We start from the raw sequence: 17516 nt of genomic DNA, 5'->3' as shown, positions 1-17516 counted from the left end.
ACTCCCTTTATCTATCCTTAACAACTTTAATCGATTTTTTATACTTATGAACCCACTGATATTCTGGTTCATGAATATTATTTTCTAACGCATAAACAGTTTTGTTTTGTTCAACACATGTTCTTATCGCATATTGAGTTCCACTTTTATCTCCAGCTCTTGCTACCACAACACCTTCTCTTGAAAGGCTAACGGTTGTGAGATTTCTGTTTGCAAAATAAGAGCCTTGAGAAAGTATACCAACCGGATATTCACTCAAAACGAGATGTTCTTTCGCAATCAATTCTTGAAGCTTTTTGTTTTCAGCTGGATAGGCAATATTTATAGGGTTACCTAAAACCGCTATCGTTTTTGCTCCAAGTTTTATTGCTGTTTGATGGCCAAGCGTATCCGAACCTTTTGCAAGTCCGCTGACAATAACCTGAAAACCGGCTTTTACAAGCCGTTCCAAGGCATTTAAACCTTGCGTAATATGTTCAGGATTATCAAGATTCCTTGTACCAACAAAAGAAATGCTTCGAGGCAGTTTCAATATATTAATATCACCTCGATAATACAAAACAGGTGGAGCACCATAAATATCTTGAAGTAAATCTGGATAATTATCGTCTAAACAATTAATCACTCCAAAATTTACTTTCAAACTTGAAAATATCTTATCAAGCTTAGAAACTATATCCGAATCGGGTGGTATCATTGAAAAGTGATAATCATATAGCTTTTGTATACTCCCAAAATTTAATAATAAACTTTTTAACTCGGCATTGGATTTTTTGGATCCTACTCCTATTTTTTTGGCTAAAATCAATGCTGCGTGTTGCCAAGCTTCACTTTGTGCAACAGTAAGTGTAAGAGAGCTATCCATGTTTGTTCCTATCAGTCACTCGTTGTCTGTCCTCCACATTATAAGATAATGAATCAATTTGAAATCCAGTTTGTTTATACATTTCAGTTTCCGGTAGTTTTTCAAAGCCATATGGAGTTAGGAGATGGGTTTTTTAAAAATGCTTAACAGAGGCCAAAAAAAATAAAAAAAAATAAATAATATCAACACATTAAAGGCATAGCATTGATACCAAACACTATAGTAAACTGAAAAACACTGAAATTCTTTTCAATCTTTTCAGTTCTGGTTTTCCGCAAAGCCGCCAGCACTGGCGCGGTCTGGCGGTGCGGTTTGAAGAAAAATAAAACTGAAAAATTTTTATGATCCAAAAACCGCAGGCGGGTGCGGTGTAGCGCCGATTTCGTCCGGGAAAGATTTATTTTGCCAGGCTGTGGCGCAGCGTGCCGCCATCTGCTGCGGTGATCTATTTCTGGCGCAGCCCGCGTTGGATTGGGTGTTCGTGGCATTCTGGGGCGTCTGGCGCGGTCTGGTGGCGGGTACAAAAAAACCCGCATTACGCGGGCTGAGTAAGAGGGGTTATTCAGCGATGATGGGGGAGTATTTCTCGTTAAGTGTATCGGTCTTCGCCGCCACCCCCTCAATCTCTCTGGCGTTGGTTGGCAGGCCGGTCTCCGGGTGGGCATGTCTGGCAGTGAGTGTGGCCAGTTCTTTCACCACGTCGAGCGTGTCCAGCATCAGTTGTGTCACATTTATTTGTTCTGAGCCGATCCAGACCACCGGCGCAACAATCTGCTGCTGCACGGCGGCGACGCTGCGGCGTATCGCGCCAATCTTCTCTATCAGGCCTTTGCCAGTGGTTGTGGTCTGCTGGCCAGCAACCTCCGTTTCATCATCGCCGCTGATTGTTGCCAGGCGATTTCGACCTGTGGCCACAGCATAATCCCCGGTCGCAATCTGCTGAATGGCCCCTGCCGTCATTTGCGCCGTGCCGAGCACCGTGGTTTTGTCAGTGGCTTTCACCATCGTTTCCCGCGTGACCAGCTCGCGTTTTTCCGTATCGGCGGTCACTTCCCTGGACATGGAGTCTTCACGGATACTCTGATCGGTTTTTCGTTCCCAGTCTCCGGCCTGGGTGACGCGCTGCGATACCTCTTCGCGTTGCTGTTGCAGCTGCTCTCCCGACTTCAGGTCAGGCAGGCTTGTACCGTCTGCATGACTGCCACGGATGAAAGGCTTATCCGGACGCCCTCCGGTGAACCCGATTTCGACCAGCGTTCCCAGCGCCGGGAACTGAAACAGCCCGGAATCATGCCCCGCCATCGGCACCGGCAGCGGTACGGCTGAATACACCGGCGTGCTGCCGTCCGGGTTGCCGTTCGCGTCCAGCAGTTGCACATCCACGGCGTAGCGCGGGCGAAACGGATCGGCAAAATTACCGCTGCTGACTGGTTCGGTATGCGCCACGACGCGCCCCATTCTTGGGGTATGCAGTCCGTTGGCCAGCTCCGGGTAAGCTGCTTCAATCTGGCGCTGAAAGGCGGTTTTCTGTAACGGCTGGCCCGTCTGTTTGTTGCGCGGCGTCCAGGTCACGGTCATATCCGCATTATGCAGATGAACGCGGGTGATCCGCTGGCCGTTCATCTCCACACCGGGGCGCAGGCTCTGCACCACCGGCAGCGTCATACTGTTGCCTCCCGCCGTGCTTTGGGCAAATTCTGCCGGGATTTCCACTTCCCGACCGGCGAACATGGCTCCTTCAGCACCACCCAGATATAATCCACCGTCCGGCAGTGGATGCCAGATATAGTCCGGCACGCTGAATGCCTGCCCCAGTACATTCAGAAGCTGAAAACCAGTGCCGCTGTGGGTGAAATGGGGGATCGGCGTAGTCGCATACGTGGCATCCGGCACCTGAACGGTGATGCCGCTCTGCTCTGCCAGCCAGCCGCCAATTTGTTTCAGTGTCGGGTGCTGCATGGAGCATGGCCACAACTTATCGAATACGCCCGCCAGCTCGCGCACGAAGAGGCGCTGGAAGCCGTTTTCCGCAGGCTGGGAGCGCTCAACGTACCCGGTAAACCAGCGAAGCAGCAGATCGGTATAGCCCACATCAACCCGCACCAGCTTGCCGGTATAGTCCTGATCCGTCTGTGCGGTGATAAATCCCCGGCCGCAGCTGTTCAGCTCCAGCACCAGATCGATATCCGGGCAGTGAACCTGCTGCGTTGATAAATAAACTCGTTGAACTGGTTTCACGCATTACCCCAGCGCTTCATTTACGGGCTTAAGCACCTTGCTCTCAAACCACGTCAGTTTCTCGTCACTTTCCCCGGCTGAGGCTGTTCCGCTCCCCGTGGCACCTGTACCCGCCGTTTGCTTCTGTGCGGAGACCTTTCCGGCCGCACGCTCTTCCCGCTTTTCCGGTACGCTGATAAATTCGGTCAGCGTGAACGTGACCAGCCAGGACATGCGCCCTTCCTGCTGCGGCGCGTCCAGGCTTCCGGTAAACGTCGCTTCACGGAATCCGACTGCACGGGCTGCATCGTGCGCAACCCGGTATTTCTGCCGCTGGCCATCGTCACCGGTGGCGCTGGCCAGCTCAAAGATGCGCTTCAGCACCTCCGGGGTTTTAAACGGTACTTCGCCGGATACGCGCAGCTCTTTGCCCTTCGTTCCCTGCTCTGCCCTGGCAGTGGAACTGGTCTGCCCGGACTGCTCTTTATCCTGAAACTGCATAGTGAGCGTGACCCGCATATTTTTCAGCGGGATACCTTCGCCGTTAAGCGCCAGTGTCGCTATCGAGTTCATGTATCATCTCCCTGAGTCCTGCCAGATTTTCCCCGACCATCATCACCGCAGCGCAATGCACCGCCGACACGGCCGGAATATCTTTCACCATGCTGCGCAGCGTGGTGGTGATATCGCCCTGCGCGGTGAACGCCCAGGCACGGGCGCTTTTCCCCTTCAGCGATCCCAGCCCGCTGGACACCTCGTCAAGAATGCCGGTTCTCTCCCGGATGAAGTCGGCCAGCGCTGCCTTTGCCCCCGCCAGACTAAAACCGGATGCGGCCTGCATCTGCCCTTCCACGATTCGTTGCGCATTCAGCGCTGCGCGTGTTGTCGGTGTGGAGAACGGCACGGCCGCAACTGACGCGATTGCAGGTGACGGGATCAGCATCCTCTCTGTGGCCAGCTCTGCCGCCGACTGCGCCAGTCGTTTAACCTGTGTCATGGCGGGAACCGGCAGAACATCAACCAGTCCATCGAGATTCTGCATAAAATCATCATGGCTGCTGCCGGTAATTAGGAATATCACCACATCGGAAATATCGCCGATATCAGCCAGTTGCTGCGCCAGATACGAAACAGCATTCGCCGGGCTGAGATATGTGCCGTTCTCCGTTTTCTGGCCAAGCCCATATACCCAAGGGTGCGCTGGCAAAACAGTACAGCTTCCAAACGGCATGGTTTCTTTTAACTGAATTTTACTGTATTTCCACATGTAGCCTGCCAGTACAGATAAAAATCACTGTGCGAGTGATCAGGATAATGGCTGCAATCTCTCGGCATTATTAGATATTGCCTCAGATGGTGTCATTCCATTATCAAAAAAATCCACCCACGCCCCTTTATAAACTGGCCTTAGATTACTTTCTTTTGCCAGAGAAACAATTTCAGAAAACCATTTATCAAAAGGAGGCAACATTTTTTCTTCATCCATGCTCAATCCCATAGCAGTGTTGCAGTTAGATGCCGGTCAAGCCCATCGATACTGGTGACTGACACGTTTAATTGTTTTCCCTCTGTGTCAGATTTAATCTGCACTGAGGCTCCGTTAGACCCACCATCAATATCTATTCTCGAACCATAATTCTTTGCTTCACTTGCGATAATAACCATATCAACATATGTTGACTCATATTTAAAGACCAACGGAACACGAAATAAAACACTCGCACCAGTAGAGTTCACTCGCCCTTCAATCAGTAATGTTCTGAATATATGATCACCGTACAGGCCAGGTGATATATTCCCCAGCGTTGTTGAAAATACGCTACCAACACCAGAACTCAGCACACCTGACTGACTGTCAATACACCCTCGTCCATTAACTGACTTCGAAAGTCCCGTATTAACTTCATCAGGGCACCCGAGACAGGAACGGATCACTTTCAGAAGCGTGTTTTTTTCATTGTGTAAAGATTTTACAAACCCAAAGAAATTACATCCCGCAGCAATGACATTCGAACTTCCCGTTCCCGTGGAGGAAAAGATAAACGAAGGTGATCTCAGCCCACCGCCATCGTCATCAGCCCCGGTACCTGTCACGACTCCGTTCATCGTAATTGAACTTTTGTCACCGACGACCATGAAATGACAGGAGCTATTATCACCCTCAGTGACATTTGCGCCCGACCGGCGAACAACGGTGCCATCAATAACCCAGCTCCCCCCTTCTAAAGCTGCAATAGCCGCATATCCTGCGCGGTCGCATAATTCACCGGAAATAATATTTTCAACAGATTTATAAGCATAATAATTTTCCTGTCCGTTCCATTCATTTCTTACACCTATGAAAGAATTATTATTCGCCCCGGTGAGTAATGATACCCCTCTTGTTTTATTCGCGTTAATGACAGAGTCGATCACACGGGAATCTATCAGGTTACGCACCCCCGTTCCATTCCCGGAAATATTGCACGCCTGTACATATAACGTTGCAATATAATTACTCCAGCCAAGCCCCACGCCAAACCGATAAATACCGCACTCAATAAAACGACTGCCATTCATTTGTGATGAACTGGATACACCGTATGTCAGACTGCCACTTTGCTCACGCCCGTCAAAATTTACCTGCCTAAAAGTGTGGCGACCTGTCATATAAAATAAAAATGCCTTTCCGGATGCCTTACGGATAACCGTGCCGCACCCGTTAAATGCTGAATCATTACCGACTACGTAGGGACGTTTACAGACACCATACATATTAAAACCGGATGGCAATGTTACAGGTGTATTTCCGTGAACATAAACCCCAGCTACTGGCGGATAAAAAAGCTCGGTGACGCCATCATTAATTGCTTTCTTCAGCGCATAATCGGTATCAATCTCCGCCCCTGCCTGGCTTTTTATCTTAACCAAATCTTCATCAGTCATATATTGATGAATGGATGCACGTACAACACGGTCAAGCTCCAGAAAACTCACCATATCTTCCACTGATTCTTTTCCGAGCATTCCCCTCCCGGCAGGCGTTAATTCAGTCAGTCCGGTGCTTTTTTCCCCGGTAAAGTAAGGGATCATATCCTTTCTGGCATCCAGACCAGACAGTGATGTGAGAGTGTCATCAAGCGGCTGTTTTTTATTTATTTCGTTAACAATTCCTGATTTCACACCGGGTAATCGGAGGTCACTCACTCCCCCGTCCACATTGATTTCAGCAATAGCGAAAACATAATGCTTTTCGTCATTTTCTGTGTAGTTTTCCAGCATCTCCGCAACCGTCAGTTTCACTGACGACGCCCAGACACTGGTTAGTGTCCCCTTCCAGGACACATCCACCCAGATTTTACTCGGTAGCTGACCAACAGTAAGATTCTGATCAAACAGCAGTTCCCCACGAACACCGGCAATGTATGCCGTGCCTTTTTTAACCAGATAGTTGTCGGTGTCTTTTACTACCAGAAAACTGTCATCCATGAATGCGGCCGAACCGTAAATGTCCATGTTCTTACAGCGGATACGCTCATCAACACCGTTCAGGCGGGCAGTGAAATCAATCTGCCAGGTATCTGCCGGGGTGATAATCTGGGTCTGCTCTGACGCGCCGTTATACTCCATCAGAAAAGAACGGGTTAAAACGTTACCCTGCTGGCCAGTCGCCGTTTTAATTTTCTTCTGCGTGGGCGCATGAACAATCATCGCCACCACGTTATTATCTTTGTTGACCAGCCCCACCCAGTTGAAGTCAAAGTCACCCACATCCGCGCCCATCACCACGGAGTAAACCACGGCGTTGTTATTCACCATCCCGGTTTTACCCACAGCCTGACGATGCACAATCAGCGCAGCGTCCGGCAACCCCTCACCGCGATCAACAGGACTGGTAATGTCCAGATTTGGAATATTTGCAAACACAAATTCATCAAGAATGACAACGCCACCGTTGGCCGCTTCCTGGGCTTTCAGCTGTTCAAAGGCGGAAGTAATCACCGTCTGACTCATAAATAATACCTACAGTTTTGCGCCAAATATGGCGTTATCATTGATTCCATCACTGGCCGGAAAACAAATATATTCCCCGTCCAGTCGTTTTTCCCCGCCGATATATTCCCCGGCGTAATAGCAGACTAATTCCCCGTCATTCCACCCGGCGTTGATATACAGCTGAAGCGTGTTCATTACCTCAAAGCGATAGCGGCGGCAGGTACGGCCGTACTGGCGGATAATCTGCATCATCAGATCTGCGTTCTGCGCAATCTGGCTGTCCGAAACACGAACAATAATCACATCCCAGTCAATGTCCGGCTGACGTTCCAGCAGCTCCACGTAGCCAATCCCCAGGCGTTCAAAGATGGCAATAAAACCGGCGATGGAGCCTGAATCCGCCGCGTTCACAAAGGCATACGCCACGCGCTTTCTGAACAGGTACAGCGGCTCACCGTTGAAGCGGGTAATATCCCTGTCATAGGCCATCAGCCGTAAAATCGACTCCGAGCAGGTCAGCGGGTCGAACTGGTTAACCGGCCAGGTGATCCACTCCCAGACCAGCTTCCAGTAGAGCCGGGCTGTATTCAGTAATTTGCGCGGCTCGCCTTTGTTCATCCATGACGGCAGCGTTAACCCGGCCAGTTTTTTATCAAAATCAGTCATGTTCGATACTCACCGTCAGGCTGGTCAGACGCGGGACGTTCAGATCGCTGACGATATCCCGCAGGGAAAAGGTGACTGAATCCACCGCCGTAAACGTCCGGTGGATCTCCCTGCCCAGATTAGAGAAGGAGAACCGGCCATACGGCCACGTCTTCTTCACGTCATAATCCGTGTTTTCCCGAAACGCACAGCGCACCAGATTTTCCACCCCCGACAGCAGCGCATCGCGTTCATCAGCCAGCATGTTGTCCGGGTCAGGCAGGTACAGAACAACATCCAGATCGTGGGATGTTTCCGGCATAGCGTAACACTGCATATCATCGCCATGTCCGTGGTGACCCTGCGTGTTGATGTAGTCATTCACCGCCGCCACAAAGGGATCGGAGATCACGCCGCTGTCCAGCAACAAATAGGCGTTAGCGGTTCCTGGCCCGCGCGGGGCGTCATGCTCAAAGTAAATACGGTCAATACTCAGCCCGGCAATGCCCGCAATCATGGAGCGGTAAACCGCATCGGTGTGGTAATTACCCACCAGGTTGAACTGGTTACGGCAGCGTTCACGCAGTTCATCGTCGCTCTCTTCATCAGCTCCCGGCACCGTCAGCCAGTTTTCTTCACTCACCACATGGCTGATACCTGACACCGCCACCGGCAGAATCCGGTAATATCCCGGCGCGAGGTTATACGCGCCGCCCGTCCCCTCCGCTTTCACCGGTACCAGTGCACTGGCGGTGCCTGCGGTGAGGGTACACATCCCCGTCCACATAGCCATCCGGCACCCCCTTCGTCTGCGCCAGCGCAGTGTTATCCGTAATATCCAGTGTCAGCTTTTCGACGTGGATCAAATCCGTTCCCCAGTAGGTGTCAAACGACGCCCCGGAAATACGCTTACTCATACGGCCCCCTCAAGGCTGGCATCCAGCATCAGATTGATGGTGATTTCCAGCGGCATCTCATACGGACGGATCACCACGTAAACCTCCACTTTCTTGCGCGTTTTCCAGACAATGGTCACATCGCCGTAAGGACAGGGAGAACGCGCAGCCGGTTCCTAGTGACTACGTGGTACTACAGGAAGGAGAACCGCTGGTTTACCCGGAGGAAGATATTATCTTCATCAAGATGTACGACCCGCAGCAGCATATCTACGGCCTGCCGGACTACATCGGCGGCGTCCATTCTGCGCTGCTCAACAGTGAAGCCGTTATTTTCCGCCGTCGCTACTACCACAATGGGGCGCATACGGGCGGTATCCTCTACACCCGCGACCCCAGCATGACGGACGAGATGGAGGAAGAGATTGAACAGCAGCTGCGTGACAGCAAGGGGATCGGCAACTTCTCCACCATCCTGGTGAATATCCCTGGTGGTGAGGGCGACGCCATCAAATTCATTGAAATGGGCGATATTTCTGCAAAGGATGAATTTGCCAACGTGAAGAACATCAGCGCCCAGGACATTCTGAATGCGCACCGCTTTCCGGCCGGGCTGGCCGGTATCGTGCCGCAAAATGCGGCGGGACTGGGCGACCCGGAAAAGACAGAGCGAACCTATAAACGCAACGAAGTACGCCCGATTCAGCGCCGCCTGGCGATAGCCATCAACGGCGATCCTGAAGTTCCCCCACGACTGCACCTACATTTTTCAGATGAAACAACGGATAAGGATGCGGCATGAGACAAAAAAGGCTAAAATCCAGGCATATTTTGACAGCTGGAGAGTGGAATATGCGCGTGCTGAAAATCGAATGCCCGGAATGCGGCTCAAAGGCGGTTATTCGCAAGACAAACCGGAAGCACCGGCAGATTGCTGATATTTACTGCGCCTGTGCGGACGTAGAGTGTGGGCATACTTTTGTTATGAACCTGACTTTTTCCCACACTCTCAGCCCGAGTGCGAAAACAGGTGATGCGATGGTTCAGGCTCTGCTTAACAACCTGTCACCTATTCAGAAGCAGATGGCGCTTGATCTACTGAAAGCCACACCCGCCGCGTGAAATGCCCCCGCTCTGGGGGCTATTAGCTTCATTCTCATCCAGCTTTCTGGATAACGCCTCCGTCAACTCCCCCAGCCATGCTATCGCCACGTCTTTTTCATCAACAGAGCAATCCCCCCGAGCAACCAACTTTGTAAATAACGCAATCCGCTGAAGCGCAATAGTCTCAACAAATAAATCCTGCACTAATATCCTCCCACGCAAATAACTGTATAAATATACAGTATAGAGTAAATCACATTTTGAGAATTGAAAACAGAAACATAAGAATGTTCCGCAATATCTAACACTTAAATCAAAAATACTCACGACCAACCCGGCCAGCGCTGGCTGCTCGAATCATGCTGTTTCTCCTGTAACCGACCATTCCTGTAAATCAACGTTCCCCGGCCATACATCAGCCCGCTGCCGCGCATCAGTATGGCTATTTCTTCGTCGGAGCCGACAAACCCTCTCTGGTTTAAATCACTTTTTAACCGCCAGGGGGCTTCACCCTCCGTACAGTTATTGACAGAACTCCTAGGCGGCGCATTCGCGCCGCTAACTGCTGCCGCCTGATCGGCGGCTAACTTCGGGACAATCTTCCACTTTGTTAATCGGGTTAAAATAGGCACATCCATGCCAACGACAGGAGAGAAAACCCCCTTAACCCGAACGATTTCTTCGCCGTAGGCGTTAAATTCCGGGCTGGTTTCATACCATGTGCGTGCGATCAGCTCATCCCGTCTTACGAATGGTCCACCCTGCTCATTGATATATTTCGCCCAGTCTCCGCTGTCAGCAGCATCATGTACCGCAGCAAATTCAACGCTTAACCCCATCGCGGTATCGTGATCAGCCATCCGGCGCAATTCGCGCCATACCGTTACCGGTGCACCACCTACGAACTGAAACTGGCGGATACGCCAGCATGATGCCCATGCAGCAGCTGCGGCGGCGGCTTCTTTCATTGGCTTGCCGCTTTCGTCGTCCAGTTCATCATCCAGCGCATAGCCATCAATATTTTTTGATATGTATTTGGCTACATAACCGGTTGCCGACCCTTTTTCCGGATCGATACTTTCAGCATGAAAGCGTGCCTTTCTGGCTTTATCGGTGATCAGCTCGCCATGGTCTTCATCCATCGCATAATCACGTAGAATGCCGCGCACCTGTTCAACTTCTTCAGGACGCATAAATAGCAACATGTGCCAGTGTGGCGTGCCATCGTGATGCGGCTCCGCAACCCTGATTCCGAACACGCGCAAGTCTTCCCGGTGAAGCTTTGCCCTGATCCGTCCCCAGATTTTACGCAGATATCCCTGGGTATCAGCCGGACTGCTGCCATTCCATTTACGGTTGCGGTGGCCATGAATAGTAGTCGCGTGATATTTAGACGGCGCAGTGATGGTGTAAAACTCCCCAACATACCCCAGCTCATTACAAACGTTTTCAAATCCACGAATACGCACCATCATTTCTGTACGGCGAATCGCGGGATTGGCCACGCTTCCCCAGTACTTATCAATCAGGCTAATCCGGTTGCCGAATTCATCCTCAAGTTCCATCGACTTCAGAAATTCCCGCGTGCGGCGCTTCTGCTCCTTCCAGTCACGGATAAGCTGTTTGCTGGCATAAGTGTTGACCTTTCTGCTGACGTGATTCAGGGCAATATGTAAATGCTCGCGCCACTCAGACGCATGGCGGCGCAGGCGAAGCGCCCACCACTGATCAGACATCATTTTGGCGAGAGAAGCGGCGGCTTTTGGCTCCTCGAAGCAGCGACGCATTAACTTTTCATAATCCGGCGCAGACTGGCGGAATGAATGAGTAATGGCAGCAGCACGAACATAAAGTGTATGCAGCAACTTAAGCGCACCGGCATCCGGCATTTCATCGTTTATACTACTGAGTTCCATTGTGATGAACGTCGAAACATCCTGCGCCAGCAGGTCAATATCCTCTTTCGACATATCAGGTAGGTGATTAAAGCGGTACATAAGACGCACCGTATCGGCGGTCATTTTGCCAATGTGATAACGCTCTGAAACAATATTGATACGCGGCAGAATGCGTTCAAGGAAGGTTTTAGCCAGGTAAGCATTTGCGCGCTTTACGCCCTGTTCTTTTTCCAGCTTGCTGACCGTCGCATTTACCGACATACGAACAATCACAGATTGCTTTTGTAGCAAATCCTGGGCGCAAGCCAGCGCTGCATTCTCTCGATCATGGCGCTGTAGTTCTTCGTATGTGGGTATCGGGCTTGAGATGGCCTTACGGGGCGCATTCCATGAATACGCCCAGTGTGTGATGGCGTCTGCATCTTCAGACTGATTAGCATCACGCCGCCCTGAATCGGCGGCGCAACGTTGTTTGTCTAAGGCCAACGTCATGCGATGGCCTTCGCAATGGAATCAATTGGGGATTTTACTGCCATGATGTCCCCCCTTTACTGCAAATGGCCTCAGCCTCTTGCCGGATCAGTTCTACAATCTCAGCCGCGCTCAAACCTTCATTTGCGGCATGGGTAGCTAGCTTATCCAGACGAGTGGAACACAAATCGGCGGCAACGGCTTTACCTTCCGCAGTTGCTTTGGCCAGCATGGCCAGCAGATCGGTACCGGAATTTATTACGGGCAAATGGTTACATGTCATGTTCATTTTGGTTTCCTTAAGGCAAAAGAATCCCCTGCCACCGCAGGGATGGCCAAAAAATCAGGCGATTAATTAGTGGAAAGAAAAGGTAATAGGTACGGCGGTATAGCTAGGCGCAGGAACCTTATGCAGTTCATAAGTATTGCGCCACCACTCCTGGATCAGCGCCTTGATTTCACCAGCCCCCAACGATCCAGCGATGTAATACATGGAACGGATGCTGGCCAGCGCTTCTACCTGCTGTAGCTGGCTTTCTGCCTCACGATATACACAGCACCAGTAAGCTGCATTGACTGCCAGCCAGTGGCGCTTGCTGGTCATATGCTCAGTGTCATTAAAGAAAAACGGATGCAGGGCAACACGATTATTTTTTACAGTGCTTTTTTCCACAAAGCGAATGGCGTAATTGTGTGGTACGCCCCATGCGGCCAGCTCGCGCCCCAGCTCTTTAGCGTCTACTGAAATAATGGACATTAGTGATTCTCCTGCTGCATTTTGCTAACGATATGAGGCGCAATAATCATCTGCACCCCGTTGCGGCTATTAATCTGATGCGCTTTTTTAATCGGTCTGTCATGTGCTGTACGGGCTGAAAAATCAGAGTCCCGCAACGAACCGAATCCCTCAAAAGTCAGACGCGCCCTGGATATACCCTGGCGCAAGTGGATCATGGCGCGATAGTCCAGACGTTCGAAAAGTTCGCGCCAGCAACACTTGCTCAGACTGGCTTTAAACTCCCCGGAACCGGAAGAGATGCCCGCAGCATGGAGGACAACCCCGCGCCACTCCGGCGTTAACTTGTCCCACCAATCTGCGGCTTCACTGCTGTTACTGAAATATTTGCGGCGTATGTTGCGAATCTGCGCCAGCCCCAGCTTTTGCTGTTCCTGATTAATGGCCATACTGCCCCCGCAGTAATCCCATCAGGCGATGCCACCAACGGCGGCGCGGTTGATGCGCCGTAAATTTATATACGTGGCTAGGATTCCAGCGCTGACCATCTGGCAGCTCAATCCAGCCAGTTGAACCGCTGGCTAGCTGCATAGGTGGTGACTGGTGTTTCAAATAGGTAACAAAGGCTTTCATTGTTTTCCCTTACATCATTCCTGTGACGTTAGTTGTCACGATATCGACAGCAGCAGCCAGCACCGGCGCGGACTGAATACGGCTTTCAACGGTATAAGCCAGTACGGAAAGGCTCCGGATAGCATCGCGGGCGCGATCAAGGATTTGTGTACGGCGGGCGGCGGTCATATGACCAGTAGATACGGCTTCCCCAGCAATTGCGCCCACACAGGCTGTGGCACTCAGTGCGCACAGCTGCATGTTGCCTTCGGTGGCATTGTTTACCGGTACGGATGGAAGGCAGTTAATCTGTCCCAGCATTCCATCCAGTAAACGCGCATCTTCGGTGTAATCCGTAATAGCTAAAAGCTCGTCACAGGTTAAACGGTGTGGCTGTGCTGGATTCAATTTGTTGCGCAGGATCTGCGGCCTCATGCCAACAGCAGCGGCTACATCTTCCAGATTGTGCTCAATCGCAAATGCTCGGCAAGCCGCATCAAAGTGCGCATGTTTGGAGGTTTGATAATCAAACATAGTCATTGCCCTCAGTCGGTCTCAAAATCGAACTAATTGATGGACACGTTGCAATCTGAGAGAGCATCGACAGTCATAGCCGCAATGTTGATCATAACTTTTTCGCGCTTTTTATCTTTGCGTAAGCGGTGCCGTATCAAGCGACCATCCGCTAGCATGTCGTTGATTGTGTCAATTGATAGCCCAGTAAGTTCGCTATATTTTTCAATTGATACGGAAGGAACAGTCAACGTGATTGAAATGTGAGGAGTCATGATGCAAGATTCCTTTTTAAGTAAGTAAGCCGTGTCTAGCGGTGTTCAATAGTGAAGACTCCAAATGAGCTTCAATAGCAATATTACGTCTCATTTGGAGTTTGTCAACATGTAAGGTTCCAAAGGAGCATTAATGGATTTTAACAATGGTGGCCGTGAGGCTATTCTTCGTATGCTTGAGGCCTACGGAGTAAGTACTCGTAAGGCTCTTTGTGAGCGGCTTGGGATTTCAACAAGCACGATGAGCACCAGATGGATGAGAGACGTGTTCCCTGCGGACTGGATAATAAAGTGCTCAATTGAAACTGGCGTCCCAGTTGAGTGGCTTTCATTTGGAACTGGGAGTCCTAAGCCACCCCAAAAATCTTTAGGTATCCAATCAGCAAATGAAAATGTTCTTGCTGATTTGTTTTCCGTACCTCGAAAAAAAATCAAAGATGGGAAATTATTAGATTCAAATTTTTACCTACTCGACAAAGCGTTGGTGCCAGATTCTCTGCAAAAACCTATCGTAATCATGGATTCAGATCAGCTCTATTTAGCTGATCAGCATTTTCACGAAGTGACCGATGGTAAGTGGGTGGTAGAGATAGAAGGGAAAGTGAGTATTAGAGAACTTACGAGAATACCTGTAGGAAGAGTCAAGGTTGGAGCACCCAATCCATGCCATTCATTTGAGTGCTTTATCAGTGAACTTAACCCAATTGCACGATGCCATTTTTACTTACTGGTCAATTTGAATTAAAACCGTTACTGACAAAGGAAATCGATATGTCACGAAGTTTTGCGGTCTGGGGGTGTAGGGATTATCATAGTAGTTCAGGCTCGACCTACAACTCTGAACATAAGAATTTCATTGAAGAGTTGCATATTAATTTTTGGAACATAAGCGCTCATAAATTTGGCTATTTAGATTTTGGCATCACATTCAAAAAGCCTGAAGATGAAACCATTGCTAAACATGGGGCAATATGCATATTCCTACCATTCGAAAAAGAAAATAATTTTTTTTCAGATCTTAGTGAAAACCTTGAATCAAGCAGAGATCTCGTAACTGCAGTTTTCAATGAATACCTTATTGACACTAAAACAGTAGATGGTAGACATTTAAAATTAGTGCTCGCCAATAAAGGAGACTTAGTTGTTAATACTAAGTTATCATTTAGCGGCGGCGAGCTTGACCATAGAGTCAAAATAACAAAAATCCACAATGGCACCTTACTAGCCTTTAAACTCAAGGATTGTCTCTCTTCCGAAGATGCTTGCAATCACTATTTAAGATTCCGTGTCCAAATTAATAAAGAAGATATCGGTCTTTTAGTGAAAACATTTTACCCCAAAGATCTCTTCCTTAAGAGTAGTATTGAGCGGTCTGATATCATTGATTTTAGGGTTAATGAGCAAAGAAATCTGCCCTCAGAAATAGCCACAACTCTTGCTAGCGCCGCTTGTACCCCTTTGAAATGCCATATTTTTATAATCCGCGATATGGTTGATGACTGTGCTGCATCCGGTTCAAATTATAAAGGTTCAAGAATTTTAGAGTCTGAGACATGGACAAAATATTTTAGCAAAGGCATATCTTTCGGGTCTCATGATCCAATGATATATCATTGGAAAATATCGAATGATATAAATTCGAGACTTAATGATTTTTCTGTCGTCGTAAAATTTAAAAACACGAAATCTAAACTAAGCAAAATATTTACATACATTTTCTACGGCGCAGCAATAACATTTGTTATGAAATTTGTCCCAACAGAAAGTTTAGATAAAAATCTATTTATTTACGGCTCACTATCGTTAATAGCATTATATATAATCGCACATTTCATTAAATTTAGAAAATGACTTTTCAATGAGACATGGAGATTAAAATGGAAAATTTAAAGCACATTAGTTTTAATGAAGTAAACTTTGACGATGCTTTTTTTGACTCATTGAAAGTTGACTATAAAGCTGGTTTTGTAGAATGGTTTCACAAAAAAGCAAAAGATCTAAGAGAAAAAGCATACGTGCTCTACAATGAGGATGATTCAATTGATGGATTCATGTATCTCAAAATTGAAGATGGCGAGGTTACTGATGTTAACCCTTCATTGGCTGATTTAAAACATCTCAAAATAGGGACCTTTAAGTTTAATACGAAAGGTACATTGCGAGGTCAACGTTTTTTGAAAAAAATATTTGACCACGCATTAAGTGAAAAAGTGAACGATATATATGTAACAGTTTTTGATAAGCATGATTACCTGATTAAACTTTTTTTAAATTATGGATTTATAAAATACGGAAAAAAAGAATCCGAAAACGGTATTGAAAATGTTTTAGTAAGAGAAATGAGCACAGATGATCTCACTGGAGACCTTCTTGCCGATTATCCCTTCATCAACAACAGACATAAAGAAAACAAATACTTACTATCTATTTATCCAGATTTTCATACTCGTCTATTCCCAGATTCAAAACTTATAACTGAATCACCAGATATTATTACTGACGTGTCTCACGCTAACAGTATAAGAAAAATTTACATCTGCGCCATGCAAGATGTAGCAAATATAAAAATGCATGACATTCTCGTAATTTATCGAACGTCAGATAAAAAAGGTCCAGCTCATTATCGTTCTGTTGCTACATCTTTATGTGTTGTAGAAGATGTTAGAGATATTTTTTCATTCCCAACAGAGCAAGATTTTATTAAATACTGTGCTCGGTATAGTGTATTTACCGAAATAGAATTGAGAAGTTTTTATAAAACAAAGAAATACCCCTATATTATAAGTTTTACATATAATCTTGCTTTACCGAAAAGAATCACTCGTGCTAAACTAATAGAAGACGTTGGTTTAAACCCACAAGCATATTGGGGTGTATTAAAATTAACCGACAGAGAATTTGACAACATTATTAAACTTGGTGCTGTAGATGAAAGTATTATTGTCAATTAAACCTGAATTTGTTGAAAAGATTCTTGATGGAACAAAAAAGTTTGAGTTCAGAAAAGGAATCTTCAAAAATCCAGATGTTAAATCTGTGGTTATTTATTCAACAATGCCTGTAGGGATGATCGTTGCTGAGTTCGATATTGCCGATGTTATTGAAGACAAACCCAGCAATGTCTGGAAAAAAACCAGCCGTTATGCGGGTATCAGTAAACAATTCTTTGATTCTTACTTTCAAAGCAGGGATAAAGCCTTTGCGATTAAGATCGGTGATTTGAAAGTCTATGAACAACCACGTTTGCTAAGTTCATTAGGTGACAACATAACAGCACCGCAGTCATACCGATACCTATGATGTATAAGG

20 protein-coding genes and 4 pseudogenes are annotated in these 17516 nt (G+C 48.0%); 6 read left to right on the top strand and 18 right to left on the bottom strand.

Going from position 1 to position 17516, the window contains the following annotated elements:
• Window positions 1–7: 7 nt before the first annotated feature.
• The 11 genes and pseudogenes from RTE01_RS11015 to RTE01_RS10965 all read right to left on the bottom strand — a co-directional run.
• Window positions 8–865 carry a DNA-processing protein DprA gene (locus RTE01_RS11015; protein WP_134525470.1) on the bottom strand — a complete coding sequence of 286 codons (858 nt, stop codon included), beginning with the start codon at window positions 863–865 and terminating at the stop codon, window positions 8–10.
• A 182-nt stretch (window positions 866–1047) separates the two neighbouring features.
• Complete coding sequence (locus RTE01_RS11010) at window positions 1048–1353, bottom strand: hypothetical protein (RefSeq protein ID WP_134525469.1); 306 nt, start codon at window positions 1351–1353, stop codon at window positions 1048–1050.
• Window positions 1354–1423: 70 nt separating this feature from the next.
• The gene (locus RTE01_RS11005) at window positions 1424–3103 is read right to left on the bottom strand and encodes a hypothetical protein (RefSeq protein WP_134525468.1); all 1680 of its coding nucleotides are present in this window, start codon (window positions 3101–3103) and stop codon (window positions 1424–1426) included.
• A 3-nt stretch (window positions 3104–3106) separates the two neighbouring features.
• Entirely contained in the window at window positions 3107–3655 is a 549-nt protein-coding gene (locus RTE01_RS11000) for a baseplate complex protein (RefSeq protein WP_134525467.1), read from the bottom strand.
• Window positions 3627–4349: a hypothetical protein gene (locus RTE01_RS10995; RefSeq protein WP_134525466.1), complete on the bottom strand. Its 723-nt coding sequence runs from the start codon at window positions 4347–4349 to the stop codon at window positions 3627–3629. The genes RTE01_RS11000 and RTE01_RS10995 overlap by 29 nt, the downstream gene beginning before the upstream one ends.
• Window positions 4350–4388: 39 nt before the next feature.
• Window positions 4389–4568, bottom strand: a complete 180-nt coding sequence (locus RTE01_RS10990; protein WP_141335015.1) for a hypothetical protein — start codon at window positions 4566–4568, stop codon at window positions 4389–4391.
• Between the two features lie 2 nt (window positions 4569–4570).
• Complete coding sequence (locus RTE01_RS10985; RefSeq protein WP_141335013.1) at window positions 4571–7075, bottom strand: phage tail-collar fiber domain-containing protein; 2505 nt, start codon at window positions 7073–7075, stop codon at window positions 4571–4573.
• Between the two features lie 9 nt (window positions 7076–7084).
• Window positions 7085–7723, bottom strand: coding sequence for a hypothetical protein (locus RTE01_RS10980; protein ID WP_141335011.1), 639 nt, complete (start codon window positions 7721–7723; stop codon window positions 7085–7087).
• Window positions 7716–8468 (bottom strand): annotated as a pseudogene (locus tag RTE01_RS10975) (baseplate J/gp47 family protein); the annotation flags it as partial. The pseudogene RTE01_RS10975 and the gene RTE01_RS10980, both read right to left, overlap by 8 nt.
• Before the next feature lie 4 nt (window positions 8469–8472).
• Window positions 8473–8619 (bottom strand): annotated as a pseudogene (locus RTE01_RS10970) (phage protein); the annotation flags it as partial.
• Window positions 8616–8750, bottom strand: a pseudogene (locus RTE01_RS10965) (DUF2586 family protein); the annotation flags it as partial. The pseudogenes RTE01_RS10965 and RTE01_RS10970, both read right to left, overlap by 4 nt.
• On the opposite strand from RTE01_RS10965, the pseudogene RTE01_RS10960 reads away from it, so the two are divergent.
• A pseudogene (locus RTE01_RS10960) lies at window positions 8741–9400 on the top strand (phage portal protein); the annotation flags it as partial. The pseudogenes RTE01_RS10965 and RTE01_RS10960 sit on opposite strands and share 10 nt — an antisense overlap.
• Window positions 9397–9720 carry an Ogr/Delta-like zinc finger protein gene (locus RTE01_RS10955; protein ID WP_134525461.1) on the top strand — a complete coding sequence of 108 codons (324 nt, stop codon included), beginning with the start codon at window positions 9397–9399 and terminating at the stop codon, window positions 9718–9720. The pseudogene RTE01_RS10960 and the gene RTE01_RS10955, both read left to right, overlap by 4 nt.
• Window positions 9721–10025: 305 nt before the next feature.
• Here RTE01_RS10955 and RTE01_RS10945 read toward each other — a convergent pair whose 3' ends face one another.
• From RTE01_RS10945 to RTE01_RS26385, 7 genes are all read right to left on the bottom strand, one after another.
• Window positions 10026–12092, bottom strand: a complete 2067-nt coding sequence (locus RTE01_RS10945; protein ID WP_134525460.1) for a replication endonuclease — start codon at window positions 12090–12092, stop codon at window positions 10026–10028.
• Between the two features lie 34 nt (window positions 12093–12126).
• A complete protein-coding gene (locus RTE01_RS10940; protein WP_134525459.1) occupies window positions 12127–12360 on the bottom strand; it encodes a DUF2732 family protein in 234 nt (77 codons plus the stop codon).
• A gap of 66 nt (window positions 12361–12426) precedes the next feature.
• A complete protein-coding gene (locus RTE01_RS10935) occupies window positions 12427–12828 on the bottom strand; it encodes a hypothetical protein (RefSeq protein WP_134525458.1) in 402 nt (133 codons plus the stop codon).
• Window positions 12828–13256 carry a hypothetical protein gene (locus RTE01_RS10930; protein WP_134525457.1) on the bottom strand — a complete coding sequence of 143 codons (429 nt, stop codon included), beginning with the start codon at window positions 13254–13256 and terminating at the stop codon, window positions 12828–12830. The genes RTE01_RS10935 and RTE01_RS10930 overlap by 1 nt, the downstream gene beginning before the upstream one ends.
• On the bottom strand, window positions 13246–13440 hold the full coding sequence (locus RTE01_RS10925) for a phage filamentation protein Fil family protein (RefSeq protein WP_134525456.1): 195 nt from the start codon (window positions 13438–13440) through the stop codon (window positions 13246–13248). Before RTE01_RS10925 ends, RTE01_RS10930 begins: the two co-directional genes overlap by 11 nt.
• Before the next feature lie 9 nt (window positions 13441–13449).
• Window positions 13450–13953: a phage regulatory CII family protein gene (locus RTE01_RS10920; protein ID WP_042920091.1), complete on the bottom strand. Its 504-nt coding sequence runs from the start codon at window positions 13951–13953 to the stop codon at window positions 13450–13452.
• Between the two features lie 32 nt (window positions 13954–13985).
• Window positions 13986–14207, bottom strand: coding sequence for a hypothetical protein (locus RTE01_RS26385; RefSeq protein WP_032411932.1), 222 nt, complete (start codon window positions 14205–14207; stop codon window positions 13986–13988).
• Between the two features lie 133 nt (window positions 14208–14340).
• On the opposite strand from RTE01_RS26385, the gene RTE01_RS10910 reads away from it, so the two are divergent.
• From RTE01_RS10910 to RTE01_RS10895, 4 genes are read left to right on the top strand one after another with little or no spacing between them, the layout of a single operon-like run.
• Window positions 14341–14952, top strand: a complete 612-nt coding sequence (locus RTE01_RS10910) for a phage repressor protein CI (protein ID WP_042920088.1) — start codon at window positions 14341–14343, stop codon at window positions 14950–14952.
• A gap of 26 nt (window positions 14953–14978) precedes the next feature.
• The gene (locus tag RTE01_RS10905) at window positions 14979–16058 is read left to right on the top strand and encodes a hypothetical protein (RefSeq protein ID WP_134525455.1); all 1080 of its coding nucleotides are present in this window, start codon (window positions 14979–14981) and stop codon (window positions 16056–16058) included.
• 26 nt (window positions 16059–16084) lie between these two features.
• Window positions 16085–17158, top strand: a complete 1074-nt coding sequence (locus RTE01_RS10900; protein ID WP_134525454.1) for an N-acetyltransferase — start codon at window positions 16085–16087, stop codon at window positions 17156–17158.
• Complete coding sequence (locus tag RTE01_RS10895) at window positions 17136–17507, top strand: ASCH domain-containing protein (RefSeq protein ID WP_032428730.1); 372 nt, start codon at window positions 17136–17138, stop codon at window positions 17505–17507. The genes RTE01_RS10900 and RTE01_RS10895 overlap by 23 nt, the downstream gene beginning before the upstream one ends.
• Window positions 17508–17516: the final 9 nt, after the last annotated feature.

The sequence above is a fragment of the Klebsiella terrigena genome, assembly GCF_006539725.1.
GTDB lineage: Bacteria > Pseudomonadota > Gammaproteobacteria > Enterobacterales > Enterobacteriaceae > Klebsiella > Klebsiella terrigena.
This window is presented reverse-complemented; position numbering and strand designations above follow the sequence as displayed.